This is a genomic window from Rhodospirillaceae bacterium (genome assembly GCA_018662005.1).
Lineage (GTDB): Bacteria > Pseudomonadota > Alphaproteobacteria > Rhodospirillales > JABHCV01 > JACNJU01.
Window position 1 is genome coordinate 56,761 of record JABJHA010000002.1, and the last position, 17,593, is coordinate 74,353.

14 protein-coding genes are annotated in these 17,593 nt (G+C 52.5%); 7 read left to right on the forward strand and 7 right to left on the reverse strand.

Annotated elements, in window-relative coordinates:
• The first annotated feature begins 188 nt into the window (after positions 1-188).
• Positions 189-1,346, forward strand: a complete 1,158-nt coding sequence (locus tag HOL66_00335) for an aminotransferase class III-fold pyridoxal phosphate-dependent enzyme (GenBank protein ID MBT5242670.1) — start codon at positions 189-191, stop codon at positions 1,344-1,346.
• A 30-nt stretch (positions 1,347-1,376) separates the two neighbouring features.
• Here HOL66_00335 and metH read toward each other — a convergent pair whose 3' ends face one another.
• The 3 genes from metH to HOL66_00350 all read right to left on the reverse strand — a co-directional run bounded on the left by metH (position 1,377) and on the right by HOL66_00350 (position 6,957).
• Positions 1,377-5,072, reverse strand: coding sequence for a methionine synthase (gene metH / locus HOL66_00340; protein ID MBT5242671.1), 3,696 nt, complete (start codon positions 5,070-5,072; stop codon positions 1,377-1,379).
• Positions 5,069-5,935: a methylenetetrahydrofolate reductase gene (metF, locus tag HOL66_00345; protein ID MBT5242672.1), complete on the reverse strand. Its 867-nt coding sequence runs from the start codon at positions 5,933-5,935 to the stop codon at positions 5,069-5,071. Before metF ends, metH begins: the two co-directional genes overlap by 4 nt.
• Before the next feature lie 74 nt (positions 5,936-6,009).
• Complete coding sequence (locus HOL66_00350; protein ID MBT5242673.1) at positions 6,010-6,957, reverse strand: metalloregulator ArsR/SmtB family transcription factor; 948 nt, start codon at positions 6,955-6,957, stop codon at positions 6,010-6,012.
• Positions 6,958-7,448: 491 nt separating this feature from the next.
• Here HOL66_00350 and HOL66_00355 point away from each other — a divergent pair, with 491 nt between their 5' ends.
• Positions 7,449-8,297 carry a VacJ family lipoprotein gene (locus HOL66_00355; protein ID MBT5242674.1) on the forward strand — a complete coding sequence of 283 codons (849 nt, stop codon included), beginning with the start codon at positions 7,449-7,451 and terminating at the stop codon, positions 8,295-8,297.
• Positions 8,298-8,308: 11 nt separating this feature from the next.
• A complete protein-coding gene (locus HOL66_00360) occupies positions 8,309-8,953 on the forward strand; it encodes an ABC transporter substrate-binding protein (protein MBT5242675.1) in 645 nt (214 codons plus the stop codon).
• Positions 8,954-9,153: 200 nt separating this feature from the next.
• Here the strand turns inward: HOL66_00360 and ettA are convergent, their stop codons facing one another.
• On the reverse strand, positions 9,154-10,833 hold the full coding sequence (gene ettA / locus HOL66_00365; GenBank protein MBT5242676.1) for an energy-dependent translational throttle protein EttA: 1,680 nt from the start codon (positions 10,831-10,833) through the stop codon (positions 9,154-9,156).
• 111 nt (positions 10,834-10,944) lie between these two features.
• Between ettA and HOL66_00370 the strand changes: the two genes are divergently transcribed.
• Complete coding sequence (locus tag HOL66_00370; protein MBT5242677.1) at positions 10,945-11,829, forward strand: hypothetical protein; 885 nt, start codon at positions 10,945-10,947, stop codon at positions 11,827-11,829.
• Positions 11,830-11,845: 16 nt separating this feature from the next.
• Here the strand turns inward: HOL66_00370 and HOL66_00375 are convergent, their stop codons facing one another.
• Positions 11,846-13,306 carry a CBS domain-containing protein gene (locus HOL66_00375; protein ID MBT5242678.1) on the reverse strand — a complete coding sequence of 487 codons (1,461 nt, stop codon included), beginning with the start codon at positions 13,304-13,306 and terminating at the stop codon, positions 11,846-11,848.
• Positions 13,307-13,769: 463 nt separating this feature from the next.
• Between HOL66_00375 and HOL66_00380 the strand changes: the two genes are divergently transcribed.
• From HOL66_00380 to HOL66_00390, 3 genes are all read left to right on the forward strand, one after another.
• Complete coding sequence (locus HOL66_00380; protein MBT5242679.1) at positions 13,770-15,743, forward strand: sodium:solute symporter; 1,974 nt, start codon at positions 13,770-13,772, stop codon at positions 15,741-15,743.
• 147 nt (positions 15,744-15,890) lie between these two features.
• Positions 15,891-16,121 (forward strand): hypothetical protein, encoded by a 231-nt coding sequence (locus HOL66_00385; protein MBT5242680.1) that lies wholly within the window; start codon positions 15,891-15,893, stop codon positions 16,119-16,121.
• Positions 16,122-16,138: 17 nt separating this feature from the next.
• Entirely contained in the window at positions 16,139-16,768 is a 630-nt protein-coding gene (locus tag HOL66_00390) for a tetratricopeptide repeat protein (protein ID MBT5242681.1), read from the forward strand.
• Here HOL66_00390 and HOL66_00395 read toward each other — a convergent pair.
• Together HOL66_00395 and HOL66_00400 are read right to left on the reverse strand one after the other, a co-directional pair.
• On the reverse strand, positions 16,765-16,965 hold the full coding sequence (locus HOL66_00395; protein ID MBT5242682.1) for a hypothetical protein: 201 nt from the start codon (positions 16,963-16,965) through the stop codon (positions 16,765-16,767). The two genes, HOL66_00390 and HOL66_00395, sit on opposite strands and share 4 nt — an antisense overlap.
• A gap of 18 nt (positions 16,966-16,983) precedes the next feature.
• Positions 16,984-17,562, reverse strand: a complete 579-nt coding sequence (locus HOL66_00400; GenBank protein ID MBT5242683.1) for a hypothetical protein — start codon at positions 17,560-17,562, stop codon at positions 16,984-16,986.
• Positions 17,563-17,593 lie beyond the last annotated feature (31 nt).

A 17,593-nucleotide genomic window follows, 5' to 3' on the forward strand; every position in this document is an offset into this window, starting at 1 on the left:
GATCAATATGAAATTTTTTTTCCAGTTTTAGTACGGATTAAAAGTGCAAAGTCACAACATGGAAGTTTTATCATTGTTTTGTAACAATATATTGCTACTGCCAGGGCGTTGTTTTTCCGTATCCTGAAAATATTATTCTCAACAACCCGTTGGAATAATCAAATTAGGCATCGTCAAAGGATAACGGTATGAACAATGTCCTCAATTGTACGGGTCATGAACTGAAACTTCCCAATATCGTTGATAGCGACGGAGCCTTTGTATTCGATGAAAGGGGGGAACGCTATCTCGATCTGGAATCCGGCATTTGGTGTACGCCTTTGGGCCACAAGAACGCCGGGGTCAATGCGGCAATCACACGACAGATCAATTTGCTTACCCATGCCGGTTTCTGCTTTTCCAATGACATTGTTGAGGACGCCGCGAAGGCCGTTCTTTCCATTACCGGTTTTCAGGATGGCAAATGTGTATTTTTAAGTTCAGGCAGCGAAGCCATCGAACTAGCCCGACAATTATGCAAACACATCACAAAAAAAACTGTCACCATGTGCCTGCATGATGCCTACCTTGGATCTTTCCGTTCCGTTACTAACCGGGACGACGACTGGCATCTGTTTGACTGGAGCCAATGCGCGGTTTGCCCCGAAAGGGAAGATTGCAACAGCGAATGTCCAAAGCTGAAAAACATCCCTGATGATATTTCGGAGTTTGTTTTCGAACCAGGTAGCGCTTCCGGTTTTGTACGGTTTCCCAGTGTTTCACTGATAAGAAATATTGTTGACATTATCCGGGCGCAGGGCGGCAAGATCATTGTCAATGAAGTGACCACCGGAATGGGGCGGACCGGTAAATGGTTTGGTTACAACCATTACTCAATCGAACCCGATCTTGTAACCATCGGAAAAGGTCTCGGAAACGGCTACCCGGTCAGTGCTGTGGCCATCAATCACGAGACGGCAGGTGAGTTGGAAGGAGGGACTTTCAAGTACGTGCAATCTCACCAGAATGACCCACTAGGGGCCGCCGTTGCCCGTACGGTTATAAAGTTACTGGATGAAAAGGGATTGATCGACAGAGCGGCCATTTTGGGCAAAAAAATCCTGCAAGAACTAGAAACACTCACCATGAGCAAACACGTCACAGAGGTTCGCGGACGCGGTATGATGTTTGCTGTTGAGTTCGCGCAAAAAACAGTTGGCGACAAGATTTATGACCAGTTGTTGGATAGGGGCTACATTGTCTGCAACAGGGGAGGAATGTTTCGGCTCGACCCGCCACTGATGATAGAGGAATCGGATATCCTTGAATTTGTAAGTGTGTTCAGGGGCTTGTTGGCCGATATATGATGACGTTGATCGTATTGTCGATTTCGTTCCCTACCGCTCATAATCCAAACTTGGGGCCAGCCAGCGTTCGGCTTCTTCTATGCTGATCCCTTTGCGGGTGGCGTAGTCTTCGAGCTGGTCTTTTGAGATTTTACCGATGCCGAAGTATTGCGCTTCCGGGTGGGCGAAATAGAAGCCGGATACCGAGGCCGCCGGCAGCATGGCCATGCTTTCGGTCAACGAAATGCCGGCCTGCGCCTCCGCATCAAGCAAATTGAACAGGGTCGATTTCTCCGTGTGGTCCGGGCACGCAGGGTAACCCGGGGCCGGGCGGATGCCCTGGTATTTTTCCTTGATCAGCTCTTCGTTGGCCAAATCTTCGTGGACCGCGTAGGCCCAGAATTCCCGGCGCACCCGCTGGTGCATGTGTTCGGCGAAAGCCTCTGCCAGACGGTCGGTCAGGGCTTCGAGCAAAATCGCGTTATAATCATCGTTTGCCGCCTTAAAGGCCTCGACCCGCTCGCGCATTCCATGACCCGTGGTCACGGCAAAACCGCCGATGTAATCGGCGACCTTGGTTTCCCTGGGGGCGATGAAGTCAGCCAGCGAGAAATTGGCGCGATCGGAATTCTTAAGCATCTGCTGGCGCAGAAAATGCAACGTCGAGGCAACATCGGTACGGCTGTCGTCTTTATACAATTCCACATCGTCATGACCGACTGTGTTGGCAGGAAAAAAGCCGATAACGGCGCTGGCATCGAGCCATTTCTCTTCAATGATTTTCTCGAGCATGGCCAGGGCGTCGTGAAACAGCGCCCGCGCCGCCTCACCGCTGGTCTCGTCTTCCAGAATTGCCGGATAGTTTCCCTTCATCTCCCAGGTTCGGAAGAATGGCGTCCAGTCGATGCATTCGACCAAATGGGTTAAATCGTAATTTTCAAAAGTTTTGACGCCTAAAAAAGTTGGCTTGGGCGGCGCTGCGTTCGACCAGTCGATGTTCAACCGGGCCTGCCGGGCCGCTTCCAGCGTATGTTGACGTCCGCTGCGGTTGCGATTGGCATGGCGTTCACGCAAATCCTCATAATCGGCGGCCACCCCGGCCACATATTCTATACGCGAACTGTCAGATAGCAGGTTGGTTGCGACGCCGACGGCGCGTGACGCATCGTTGACGTGGACGATGGGGCCTTCATAATTGGGCGCAATCTTGACCGCCGTATGAACCGGCGAAGTGGTCGCCCCGCCGATCAGAAGCGGTATATCCAATTCTGCGCGCTGCATTTCGGCGGCAACTGTACACATTTCATCGAGCGACGGCGTAATCAGGCCGGACAGGCCGATCATATCGACATTTTCCTGTTTGGCGACTTCCAGAATTTTGGCATAGGGAACCATGACGCCCAGATCGATGACCTCGAAGTTGTTGCATTGCAGAACCACGCCGACAATGTTTTTGCCGATGTCATGAACATCGCCCTTGACCGTCGCCATCAGAATTTTGCCCTTGGCCGACGAGCTGTCGCCGGAGGCTTTCTTTTCGGACTCGATAAACGGCAGCAAATGGGCCACCGCCTGTTTCATCACCCGCGCCGATTTAACCACCTGCGGCAGGAACATTTGACCCGAACCGAACAGGTCGCCGACCACATTCATGCCATCCATCAGCGGCCCTTCAATAACCTCGATGGCGCGATCCGTAGCCTGACGGGCTTCTTCGGTATCCTCGACCACGTATTCCGTGATCCCTTTGACCAGGGCGTGTTCCAGTCGCCCCGCAACGGGGGCTTCGCGCCAGCTTAAGTCAGGGACCATGTCCTTGGCGGCGATGCCTTTGGTAGCGTCGGCAACATCAAGCAAGCGTTCGGTGGCATCATCACGGCGGTTAAGAACCACGTCTTCAACCCGTTCGCGAAGTTCCTCGGGGATATCCGCATAAATCGCCAACTGACCGGCGTTGACGATACCCATGGTCATACCGGCGTTAATGGCGTGGTAGAGAAACACCGAGTGCATGGCCTCGCGTACCGGGTTGTTGCCGCGGAACGAGAACGACATGTTTGAAACGCCACCGGAAATGGAGGCGCCGGGAAGATTTTCTTTAATCCAGGCGCAGGCACGAATGTAATCGACAGAGAAATTGCGATGCTCGTCAATGCCCGTGGCAATAGGGAAAATATTGGGGTCGAAAATAATATCTTCAGGCGCGAAGCCAACCCGCTCGGTCAGCACTTTGTAGGAACGCCCGCAAATGTCGATCATCCGCTCAAAACTATCGGCCTGACCCTGCTTGTCAAAGGCCATGACGATAACGGCGGCACCGTAACGCAAAACCTCTCGCGCCTGGTTGGCGAAGATATCCTCGCCTTCCTTCATGCTGATCGAGTTTACCACCCCCTTGCCCTGCACACATTTAAGCCCGGCGACAATAACCGGCCATTTCGACGAATCAATCATCACCGGCACCCGGCTGATATCGGGTTCGGAGCCCAAAAGGTTCAGGAACGTGTGCATTTCCTTCTCTGCATCAAGCATGGCATCGTCCACATTGACGTCGATAATCTGGGCCCCGCTTTCGACCTGACCCCGGGCGATATCAAGTGCCGTTTCATATTCGCCTTCGCGGATCAGCCGGGCAAACTTGGCTGAACCGGCAACATTGGTACGCTCACCAATATTGATAAAGCCTGTGACGTCATCAATGCTTAAGGGTTCCAGCCCGGACAAATGGGCATGACCGTCAGGGCTGGCATAGAGCCGAGGCTTGATACCATCAACCGCCGCTGCAATGGCGTTGATGTGACCCGGCGTGGTGCCGCAACAACCGCCGACAATATTGACAAGGCCGCTTAAGGCGAATTCCTTGAGCATATCGGCCATATATTCCGGGCTATCGTCATAGCCGCCGAATTCATTAGGCAGACCGGCATTGGGGTGGACGCTGACGGCGATCTGAGCGACGTTTGAAACCGCCTGCACATGGGGACGCAAATCCTTGGCACCGAGGGCGCAATTGAAGCCGATGCTGATGGGTTTTACATGGGCGACGGAATTCCAGAACGCTTCGGGTGTTTGCCCGGTCAGGGTGCGTCCCGAAGCATCGGTAATGGTTCCCGACACCATCACCGGGACATGGATGTCGTGGTCATCAAAATATTTCAACACAGCATAAATAGCGGCCTTGCAGTTCAAGGTGTCGAACACGGTTTCGATCAACAGAAGATCAGCCCCGCCTTCAAGCAATCCATCTATTTGCTCCGCGTATGCTGCGACCAGATCATCAAACAGGATATTGCGATAACCCGGATCATTGACATCAGGCGATATGGAAGCGGTTCGATTGGTCGGCCCCAGGACACCGGCGACAAAGCGCGGTTTATTCGGCGTTTTCGCCTGCGCCTCGTCAGCAGCCTGTCGGGCAAGACGGGCCGAAGCAACGTTCATTTCGCGGACCCGGCCTTCAAGCCCGTAATCGGCTTGAGAAATCGTCGTCGCATTGAAGGTGTTGGTTTCAACAATATCAGAACCGGCATCAAGGAACGCGCCGTGCAATTCCTTGATCAGATCAGGCATGGTCAGGCTCAACAAATCATTGTTACCCTTCAAGTCCTGGCCATGATCTGCAAACAACTGGCCCCTGTAATCAGCTTCAACCAGTTTTCTGTCCTGGATCATCGTCCCCATCGCCCCATCAAGGACAAGGATGCGTTCGGTCAGTAGTTTTTGGATCGGGTTGTTCATATCAATTATTTCCTGACGCCCAGAATGTGACAGATTGCATACGTCAGATCGGCGCGGTTTAGAGTGTAAAAGTGAAAATCGTTGACGCCGCTGGCATGCAGAATGCGGCATTGTTCGGCGGCAACCGAGGCGGCGATAAGTTTGCGTGTTTCCGGGTCATCATCCAGACCGTCAAATAATTCGGTCAACCAGTCAGGAACAGTGGTGCCGCTCAATTTCGAGAATTTTTTCACCTGTGTAATGTTTGTCACCGGCAGGATGCCCGGAACGATAGGCACATGAATGCCAGCCGCGCGGGCCCGCTCAAGGAACCTGAGATAGGTTTCAGGTTCAAAGAAATACTGGGTGATGGCACGGGTCGCCCCGGCATCGATTTTTCGCTTCAGGTTATCAAGATCTGCTTCCGGGTTTTTCGATTCCGGATGGCTTTCAGGGTAAGCGGCGACACTGATTTCAAAATCAGCGACTTTTTTCAGACCCGACACCAGATCGGAGGCATAAGCGTAGCCGTCCGGATTTGCTTGATACGACCCTGCACCTTCGGGCGCATCGCCACGCAAGGCGACGATGTGACGAATGCCAGCTTGCCAATAACGTTTGGCGATGTCGTCGATTTCCTGACGGTGGGATCCAACGCAGGTCAGGTGGGCAGCCGCTTCCAGGTTGGTTTCCTTGGCGATCTTGACGACGGTTTCGTGGGTTCGCTCACGGGTCGTTCCCCCTGCCCCGTAGGTCACCGATACAAACGATGGTTTAACCGGGGACAATCTGTCGATACAGGACCACAGGGATGCTTCGGCTTTTTCGGTGGCAGGAGGGAAAAATTCAAATGAGACTTTGACTCCTTCAGGCAGCGGCAATGCGACGATCATGGACGGATGGGGCCTGCGACCCGCTGCGGTGACGTTTAATAATTCCTGATAACGGCTGGTTTTTTCTCTTCTGGTCATGATGCAGAATTTCCACTGTCATTCTTTTGCCCCAACCAGATGGCGACCGTCAGCGGGTCGCCCGTCAGATGCTCGCTTTTCAACAAGGACATGCCGCTTGCCTTGAACCATGCGGCTACTTCGGCTTCATCAAAACCCAGACGCCGGTGGGCATGTTCATCGCGCAGGCTTTCCTCGCCATGGGGAGCAAAATCAACCAGTAAAAGCAGACCGCCCGCCTTTAGCACACGCGCCGCCTCGCCCACAGCCCGGCCGGGACGATCAAGAAAATGTAGGACCTGATGCATGGTCACCGTGTCGAAGGCGCTCGCCTGAAAAGGAATTTGATACATATCAGCCTGACGCACAGCGCAATTATTGCGTCCTGCCCGCTCAAGATTGGCCCGCGCGACGCTCAACATTTCCCGTGAAAGATCAATCCCCTCGCCCTTGATCAGGCGCTCCCCAAAAAGCTCCAACATACGTCCTGTACCAGTTCCGACATCCAGCAGTTCATCAATTTGGCGCCCGTCAAGCATGTCGAGCAAGACCCGCTCAACAACACTGTCATCGACATGCAAAGAGCGCAGTTTGTCCCAGCTTTCTGCATTACGGCGAAAATAATCAGCCGCCGCCCGTTCACGCTCATTTTTAACCAGCGACAAACGTTCCAGATCCCGAGCAAGCGTCCCGTCATGATCGGGCAACATCGCATTTAACTGCTCGGCCAGATGGGCAGCAGCGCCTTCCTGCGCCTGCCTGTGGAACACCCAACTGCCTTCCCGAATGCGCTCAAGCAACCCTGCTTCGGTGAGCAATTTCAAATGTCGGGACACCCTGGGTTGGCTTTGTCCCAATATTCCAACGAGCTCACTGACCGTCAACTCACCATGGGCACACAACGCCAGCAGACGCAGCCGGGTCGGCTCCGCCGCCGCACGAAGGGCGCTCAACAAGGGTTCGATGGACTCCATAATGTGGCTCTTTCTGCTCCGATTTCGGGGTTTAAGAGGCTGAAAATTGAATTTAAATGTTATTAAATCAAGATATAAGCATATCTTTATATGGTTTTGACAAAAAGGTCCATTCCTTTTTACAAACCTTGTACAGGCATGTTTTTATTTAAGAATCCGGACTCTTGATAAATTTTACCTAAAATCGGGGTTGCCGTTGTTTTGGTCGCGAAGCTTGATGCCTTCATCTGTGTGGCTTTTTTGCAACATAGGTCTCCGCTCGTTTTGAAAGCGGGCTGTCTGCGCTGGTTTTTATCTGAATGCTATGTTATTTCATTAGTGGATTCGCATCGCCATTGGTTCCAATGACGACGTGGGTGTTGCAATCGGGACGCACTTAATGATCCCGGAGTTGAGGTTTTGTTATTTGGTGGTTTTTTTTGCTGCTTCCGAATGGCGTTTTACGACGCGGTTATAAATAACGACGGGACGTGTTTTTTTAGATGCTTATTCGCTTATTGGAAACAGTCACCAAATCCCGGTTAGGCTCACGCTTCCTGGTTCTGGCTTTTGCTTCTGTGCTGATGGTTGGTTGCGCAACAGCGCCCGATTCCAACGATCCCGAGGCCGTCGCTGAATATCAGGAGATCAATGATCCCGCAGAGCCAACCATGCGAGCGATTTTCGCCTTCAATCAGGCTCTCGACACGGCCGTTCTGAAACCGGTTTCCAATGTTTACCGTAACGTTGCACCTGATAAGGTTCGTACTGGCGTTCATAATTTCCTCAACCATCTGCGCACCCCGGTGATTTTCTTCAACGATGTCCTGCAGGGCGAGTTTGAGAGCGCCATCACCACCCTGGTGCGCTTCCTGATCAACACCACAGCTGGTATATTTGGCCTTAACGATACCGCTAGCGATTTGGGCATCGAGTTCAAGAACGAAGACTTCGGCCAAACCCTGGCTGTCTGGAACATGCCCGAAGGCCCTTACCTGATGTTACCGGTCTTTGGTCCCTCCAACCCGCGTGACGCCATCGGCCGGGTTGTCGATTTCTTTATTGATCCACTTAACATATGGGCCAGAAATAACAATGAAGACTGGACCATCCCGACGCGCACCGCCGTTGATGCAATCGATTTCAGAGCCCTTCATTACGACGCCATTGAAGATCTTGAAAAATCCTCTCTTGATTTCTACGCGACCATTCGCAGTCTCTACCGTCAGCGCCGAACAGACGAAATCAACAACGGCGAGGTTGATCCTTCGACGGCTGTCCCAAGCATTGGGCAATTCATGGACGACGAACCGGAACCGCGCACCAACGACGAGATTTCACAAACTAACTAGCAGGGGGCACAATGACAATCTGGCGTCCCTTGATTTCCTTTCTGCCCGCTTTCATCGTATTGGCCGGGCTTTCTTTTTCGCCACATCCAGCCTTGTCGGCCTCCTTTGAAGAGGAAGCAACAACCTTCGTTCAAGAGCTGGCCGAAAAGGCGATCCGGGAACTAACCGATAAGGAAACGCCACGGATTGAGCGCATCGAACGCTTTCGGGCATACTTCAATGATCATTTCGCCGTAAGCGGCATCGGTAAATGGATATTAGGCCGCCATTGGCGTAAGGCCAGTGAAGCAGAGCGTGCCGAATACCTGAAACTTTTTGAAGACCTGATGGTGGTTTCCTACGTAGATCGTTTTGCCGCCTACGTTGGGGAGCCCCTGCATATTCACAAAGCCACCCTACTGGACGAAAAAAACGTCACGGTGTTTTCCGACATTCACCAGAAAGATGGCGTCAGCGCCGTGCGGGTTGACTGGCGGGTTGCCCGTAAGGACGAACTTTTAAAGGTCGTCGATGTGATTGTTGAGGGTACTTCCATGAGCAACACGCTGCGCTCGGATTTTGGTTCAATCATCCGTCAGCGCGGCGGCAAGGTTGCAGGCTTGCTTGAAGCCCTGCGTGAAAAAACCGACACCCTTAATAAAGAAGAAGACGGCTAGAACAGGATCAAGCCCCTCAAGCGCCGGGCGGGGCCGTTCGGCTCCTTGCCCCGCCGCATAAGCGGCGGCCCGCAGTCGCGGGCTTGGGGGAGCCCGAAAAAATCAACAACAAAATGAAACTCCTGTTGCCAAGTGAAACTTGACTTCCAGAGGCTTAAGCCAAGCGAACGGAGTGAGCGCCCGGCGACTGAGGGGCATCCCTAACGTTTAAGTGGCTTGTACTTAATACGATGCGGCTGGTCGGCGTCTGTGCCCAGGCGACGATGACGGTCGGCTTCGTAGTCTTCGTAATTGCCCTCGAACCAAACCACCTGACTATCCCCTTCAAAGGCCAGCATATGGGTCGCCAGCCGGTCCAGGAACCAGCGATCATGGCTGATGATAATGGCGCAACCGGCAAAGTTGGCGAGCGCGTCTTCAAGGGCGCTGAGGGTTTCAAGATCAAGATCATTGGTCGGTTCATCAAGGAGCAGAACGTTGGAGCCGGACTTCAACATGTTGGCCAGATGGACGCGGTTTCTCTCGCCACCTGAAAGCTGCCCGACCTTCTTTTGCTGGTCACCGCCCTTGAAATTGAAGCGGGCCACGTAAGCGCGACTTTGCACCGAGTGCTTGCCGAGCATGATTTCATCATGGCCGCCGCTGATTTCTTCCCACACGGTTTTCTTGTCATCAAGAGAGTCGCGGGACTGGTCCACATAACCAAGCTCGACGGTTTCGCCCTTACGAAGCGTTCCGCCATCGGGTTCTTCAGAGCCGGTTATCATTCTGAACAGGGTCGTTTTTCCGGCGCCGTTGGCGCCGATAACACCGACGATCCCGCCCGGTGGCAGTTTGAAGCTCAAATCTTCAATCAGCATCCTGTCGGCATACCCCTTGTTAAGACCTTCGGCCTCAATCACCAGGTTGCCAAGGCGCTGCCCCGGCGGAATAACGATCTGTGCACGGTCTGTATTGCGCTCTTCAGCCTTGGCCAGCAGGTCATCATAGGCCGTGATGCGGGCCTTGCTTTTTGCCTGACGCGCCCTGGGGGAGGCTTGAATCCATTCCAGTTCTTTCTTCAGTGTGCGCTGTCTTGCGCTTTCTTCGTTTTCTTCCTGGGCCAGACGTTTGCGTTTTTGTTCCAGCCAGGCCGAATAATTTCCTTCGTAGGGAATGCCTTTGCCACGATCCAGTTCCAGAATCCAGCCGGTGACGTTATCAAGAAAGTAGCGATCATGGGTAACGATCATGACCGTGCCTTCGTAATCATGAAGAAAGTGTTCCAGCCACGCCACCGATTCGGCGTCCAGATGGTTGGTCGGTTCATCGAGCATCAGGATGTCCGGACGCTCCAGCAACAATTTGCATAAGGCAACGCGACGACGTTCGCCGCCCGACAGGGTGGTGACGTCGGCATCACCTGGGGGGCAACGCAACGCGTCCATGGCAATTTCGATGGTCCGTTCAACTTCCCAGCCACCCACGGCATCAATTTTTTCCTGCAAATCACCCTGTTCGGCGAGCAGATCATTCATTTCATCGTCGTCCATGGGTTCGGCAAAGCGAGCGCTGATTTCATTAAAGCGCTCAAGTAATTCCTTGGTTTCACCCAGTCCTTCCATGATGTTGGCTTCGACGTTCTTGGTCGGATCAAGTTGTGGTTCCTGTTCCAGATAGCCTACACGAATACCATCGGCGGCCCACGCCTCACCGCCAAAGTCCGTATCGATACCGGCGACAATCTTCATCAACGTTGATTTGCCGGCCCCGTTGGGACCAAGCACGCCAATTTTGGCGCCAGGCAGAAATGAAAGTGTGATGCCCTTCAATATTTCCTTTCCGCCGGGGAAAGTTTTGGTCAGGTTTTTCATCACGTAGGAGTACTGATAGGACGCCATTTAGGTCTCCGGAACTTTAATTCAAATGGAACAGGGGCCGTTTGTAACCTATTGCGCAAATGAATCCAAGACGCTGCAAACAGGTGGCGGATATGTTAGGGTAAAGGTGCCATGAACCATCACGCGACCAGCTTGAGAACCATCATCGCCGCCACCTTTGCCGGCTTGATAATGCTCGCCCTGATCATTGCCGCGCTTTCCTGGACATGGGCCGGTCAAACCGCTGCCCTGGGCGTGCTCGCCCTCACTGCCGTCCTGCTGCCGACATGGCTGGCCCTCGACCGGGTGATGGCGGCGCGCCAACACGATCACAGAAATTTGCCCGAAAGGCCGGAATTCTATGACCACGATTTGCTCAATCAGCCGATGCATATCGAGGAGTTGGGCGGCAGGTCCCTTAAATCCCTCACTTATGTGGTTTTCGATACGGAAACCACGGGTCTCAGCCCATCGGGCGGTGATGAAATTATTTCTATCGCCGGGGTTCGGGTTCGTGATGGCAAGATCGAGCGGGGTGATGTCTTTACCTCGTTGGTCAACCCCGGGCGAGACATACCCAAGGCTTCCATCCAGTTTCATGGCATCACCGATGACATGGTGGCCGGTGAGCGGGACATCGCCGCGGTACTTCCGGAGTTCAAGACTTTCATCGGCGAGTCCGTTCTGGTTGCCCACAACGCCGCTTTCGATATGAAATTCCTGAAATTGAAGGAAGAACATTGCCACATTGTCTTCGATCACATCGTTCTTGATACCTTGCTTCTGTCGGTGTTCATGCACGACAAAACAACGAAACACACCCTGGATGCCATCGCCGAACGCCTGGGTGTGGAAATTGAAGGTCGGCATACAGCCCTGGGCGACTCCATGGTTACCGCAGGTATTCTGTTAAGAATGCTCGATATGTTGGAAACACGTGGAATTAGCACCCTGAGGCAAGCCATCAATGCCTCCAACCAGATGGTCGAAGTGCGCAAACAGCAGGAACAGTTCTAGAGCATAAAACCAACGATCAAAATATGTCCGCGGTGAATTCGGATTTTACCCGTTTGCGCAGGTCATCAATGATTTTCAAGGCTTCTGTCAGGCGTTTTTGTTGACGCCCGGACAGGGTTTCCGGATCGACATGGTAGCCGACATGTTTGCCTTCTTTGAAATCCGATATCTGTTTATCAAGCAAAATTCCGGTCAGCAATTCAAAAGCGGCAGCCAATGTCTCGCGCTCGGTTTCGTCGAGAATTCCTTTTAAATGAAGCGCTTCGATGCGGCTTAAAGTCGCGGCTTCGGTGATCGCTTCACGCAGGGACAAAAGACGAATGGCCTCGACCATAGGCAAGGTGCCTGTGTGCTTGAGGTTGATCTGGCCTTTGAATTCCTGCTCTTCATCATCGGTTATGAAGCCGCCAAAAAACCCCAGGGCGACGTTATGATCAGCAATTTCCGAGAACATTGCCGATAAATAAAAATGATTTGCGGCAATCATTTTGGCAACCTGATTGCGCAGCTCGATGGCCAGGTTGACATCCCCATAGACCGATTGAAAATCGAAAAAGATATCCGACAGGCGAATGGCGACAAAGTTATGCTTGCGGCCCCACAAATCGATTTGCCTGACCCACTGTGAAGCCGTTTTACGCCATAACGGATTGATCGCCATGCAGTAGCCCTTGCACAGGGGTAAACCAACACCATCCAGCTCCCTGGTCATGCGATCAGCCAGCTCCATGAAAAAACCATCAACCCGGGTGTGATCCTCATCTGGATAATCTTCAAGAATGAAACCGTTATCCTGATCGGGAAACAGATAGTTTTCACCGCGTCCGCCCGAACCAAAAACAATGGCCGCAAACTTTACTGGTGGCGCGCCAAGCCCTTCGCTTTCCATGTCAGCCAAGCAGGCATCAATCACGCGCCGGTAGATAAGATTGTTCACATGAGTCAACAAAGCCTGCACTTCAGAAGCAGGAAGATTGTCATCAAGAAGTTCACGGGCAAGATCAACCTGGGCTTGCTTGACTTTTTTCAGGCCATCAATGCTGCCCCGGTGGGTCAACTGATCAATTTGGCCCATCATCTTTTCATTGGTTACGGCCATGGCGTCATGCAGATCGATCATGCCCATTGGGTTCCCATCTTCATCGACGACAGGCATATGCTTTAAGTCATAACGGCGCATCCGGGCGATCGCGCGGAACAGATAATCATCTGATGAAATAGACATCACCGGTGTCGTCATCACCTGTGCCAACGGGGTGTCCCCAGGAACCTGAAATGCGACCCGGCGGCTGATGTCCTGTTCGGTAACTATGCCAACAACCATGCCTTGTGCGTCGGTGACGACAACACTTGAAACACGTGCCTCCCGCATGGCCTCGATGGCTTCGGACACGGGGTTGGACGGGCCCAGCACAAGCGGTGCCTGGCGCATGAAATCACGAACCAATTTGGAAAAAATAGCCGTTTGAGAGCGCACCGAATCTCACTCCGATTCTGTCAATTTTTGACGTTTTTCGTTATTATTCAAAAACTCTAATATAAAAGTTAGTTCTTTTGCTCATTTTCCAAAAGAGTCACGCTTTAACATGATTTTTTCAAGCCGTGTTTACTAAACTTTACGCGTCAGGCTATAAAACCACATTAAATCAATAAGATAGAAAAATTAATGTGAAAAAATTCAGGTTTTTTTCAAGAACTTGCCCACCTTTTTTCTTGTAATAAAGTTTCAATTTTCCGAATTGTGAGAAACAACGTTTACAGCGTTGTTTATAATCCTTGGAAATGTTATCAAATTACCAACTTTTATTCGGCTTTTTCACGTTGTTACGCCGGATTAGTTGAGTACTTTTCGCAGTTAGATGCGGCATTTGACTTAAGTAATTCATTTAAGTTGGCGGCCCGTTTAACACAACAGGGACTAGATTAAGGGGAGAAATATCTTGTCTGCTAAAGTTGTATGGCTATTCAGCTTTGTTGCGATCTATTGGGCCTACTGTATTTTCTGGGGCATCAAAAGTTCGCGCATGGCTAAAACTGCCAGTGATTATTTTATTGCTGGTCGTCAGATTTCAATGTGGGTGTTTGTTCTTGCGGCTACCGCGACATCCTTTTCCGGCTGGACCTTTATGGGTCATCCGGGACTGGTTTATCGTGATGGCTTCCAGTATGCATATGCATCCTTTTACACCATCACCATCCCGTTCACGGGTGTTCTATTCCTGAAGCGCCAGTGGATGCTGGGCAAACGCTTCGGTTATGTAACGCCCGGTGAAATGCTTGCAGATTACTTCCAGGGCGATGGCATTCGCATCCTGACGGTCTGTGTGGCGTTGTTGTTCTCGATCCCGTATTTGGGCGTTCAGCTTGGGGCCTCCGGCTTCCTGTTCAACGTTCTGACCGACGGCATGATCGACAAGAACGTCGGCATGTGGGTTTTGTCAGCAGTCGTGCTGATCTATGTCGGCACCGGCGGTCTACGCGCCGTGGCTTATGTGGACACACTACAATGTGTCCTGCTGGCGCTTGGTATTGTCATCACCGGCTTTATCGCGCTTAACGCAGCTGGTGGTTGGGATTCCATGCAGCAAGGCCTCGCCGCTCTCGGCAAGACCGACATCGGCAAATGGGGTTCAACCAAGGGCTATGGCGGCGGTGACTATAACGCCTATCTGGCCATTCCCGGCGTCATTCAATGGACAGCTGGTCTTGGCAAGGAAACCCCGGTTGGCGGTCTTTGGACCGGCGTTATGTGCCTGACATATATGTTTGCCCTAATGGGTATTCAGTCGGCACCGGCGTTTACCATGTGGTCTTTCTCCAACAACAGCCCGAAACCTTTTGCGCCTCAGCAGGTGTGGGCCTCTTCCTTCGGAATTGGTTTCATCTTGTTCTTCTTTACGGCGTTCCAGGGCATGGGTGCTCACCTTTTGGGCGCCAATGGCGGAGTGACTGAAGCCGGCTTGGCGTTGAATAATATTTTACCGGACCTGACTGCTAACAAGCAGGGTGGACTGGTGCCGCATTACTTCAACTCCATTGGTGACAGTTATCCGTGGCTTGTCGGTATCCTGGCCGTATGTGCGCTTGCCGCCATGCAGTCAACGGGTGCTGCTTATATGTCAACCGCCGGCGGTATGCTGACGCGTGACCTGTACAAGCGTTACCTGAACCCGACAGCTTCACACACGACGCAGAAACTGTTCGGTCGTATGGGCGTTCTGTTCATCGTCCTGTCGGCGCTTCTGGTTGCCACCTACTCCCAAGACGCACTTGTGCTCCTTGGTGGTCTGGCTGTCGCCTTTGGCTTCCAGATGTGGCCATCGCTTGCCGCAGTAACATGGTTCCCGTGGATTACCCGTCAGGGCGCCACGGTTGGCCTGTTCTTCGGTCTTCTCGCAGTTATCTTCACCGAGAGTTTCGGTGCAGCCATCGCCGGCACGTTCGGCATGGAACTGGCGTGGGGTCGCTGGCCGCTGACCATGCACTCGGCCTTCTGGGGTATGTTGTTTAACCTTGGCTTCTGTCTGCCGATTTCGGCTATGACGCAGACCGACGAGGCAACGGCACACCGCATGAAGTACCACAACTTCCTTCGGGAACACGCATCGTTGCCTGCCGACAAGCAGGGCCTGAAACCGATCGCCTGGATCATCACACTTGCGTGGATGTTCTTCGGCATCGGCCCTGGCGCCGTTATCGGCAACGACATCTTCGGCGCACCGAATGTGGGCGTTGAAGGGTGGACTTTTGGAATGCCGTCAATCTGGGCCTGGCAGATCCTGTTCTGGATCCTGGGTGTTGGAATGATGTGGTTCCTGGCCTACAAGATGGAAATGTCAACCGTACCTGAACGTGAAGTTGAGGCATTGGTGGACGATATCGGTGATACAACGTTAGAAGCACCGAGCAATTAAGACTTCCATCGTCTGAAAATCGGGGAAGGGCCTTGGCCCTTCCCCCTTTTTTTTAGAGCAACCTGCGTTTAATCAAATGCAGTTTGATCTAACATCCCATCACTAAATAGAAACAAATACCCCTTTTTCCAGGCTGCGGTAACAATCATGCAAGTTTTATTTAACGCAGAATATCAATGGCTTTGGACATTGGCCCTGGCGCTTGCCCTGTTTTTACCGGTCAGGCAGTTAATCTGGGCGCTGACAGTTCGTCGTGCCGACGCCAAGGGCGCCAATGTCGATGAGGCCGAGAGCCTGCGCCTGAAGCGCCGCTCAGGTGTGACTGCGGGCCTTCTGTGTTTTCTTTTTTCGGTGCTCTACGTCAACAGTCTTTTTTAGTGGATAGATTCTAACTTATGCCCCCCCTGAATCCTTTTTCCAATCCTCAGGTTACCCGCCGTTTCATCATCCTGATGGCGCTCGCCACTTTTGCCATGTTCAGCATCTGGGCCGTGGTTAAATCATACACACAAACCCCGGCCGGCGATTACGAGGTGCGCCAGGGCGATATCTTCCTCAGCGACAAAAAATACGACGAAGCACTGGAACGCTTTAATGCCGCCTTAATCGTCTCGCCGGAACATCGTGGCGCCATGATGGGCCGCGCACTGGCTTTCATGCTGAACGGCAGAACCCAGGAGGCGGAGGCCGAGTTGACTAGCCTGATCGGCTTTTTGAAAGGAAATCTGGCCGCCGACGACCGTACCGGTATCGGCACGTTGGCCGCTGCATATAACAACAGGGCCATCATATATGACCGACAGTGTCGTCATAAAGAAGCCCTGGCCGATTATATTGAAGCCTTGAAAACAGACGAAGGCGCGGTAAAAGGGCCGGGCCTGATTGACAAGATTCTGCATGCCCCCGATCCATCAACGCCCCGAAAGCGGGCGCTTTTCCTGCATCAGCGCGTTGATGACCTAAAAGAAGGTGAGTGCCTGACAAATCCCGAGCTGGATGCCGAGGAACGTGTGTACAAACCCTAAAACTGGACGACTTCAAGAACGTCCTGAAAAAGCACCAGAAAGAAAAAGACGGCGGCGATAGAACCAAACAACAAGTGCACAAAATCCGTGTTTCCCTCTTCGTCACGAAAACGGATGCCGTGCAAGGCGATAAACCCGGTTACGGCCAGGAACACCATATTGATAAAGGACTCGTACTGACCGGCGAATTCAAACATGACAGGGACGTTAACCTGTCATGGCGGCGCTGGCAACATGCCCGTTTGCTGAGGGACACCTAAATCGGGAAGCGACGAGTTTTGGCTGATCGAAGCCGGAATTTTATCAGCGCGACCGAACAGAATGCTGGATTTATTAACTTTTAAATCTTCTTCATTTAGGTACGGCGGAAACTGGCTTGCCGGCTTCGTCACCGACAGATCGGCAAGGATGATGGCCCCGCCAATGAACAGGGTCAACATTCCGACAGCAGTCCAGAAACGGCGCACCCCGCCTGGTACCGATGATCGGTATTCGTGGTCATAGACATGAAAGTCAGGCGCATTGTCGTTGAGTGCGTTATTGGCCTCGGCATGGATAATCATACGGGCGTAATGGCGGGCCCAGTGGGGCACTTCGTTCTTCAGCATATATGATGAAAACAATTGTGAGACCAGGGCTTCAGGCAAATCCCTGTTGTGCCAGCCCTGATAGGCAAGTTGCAGCAATTGAAACTCGCCCACTTGCAGGATATTGGCGGCCTTTGCCACCAGCGTACGCTCGCCCAGTTCCATCTCTTCGCGGTCTGGCCGCATCAATGTCTGTAACAGGTTCATCAGTACGTACCCTTGTTCAACCCCTTCATCA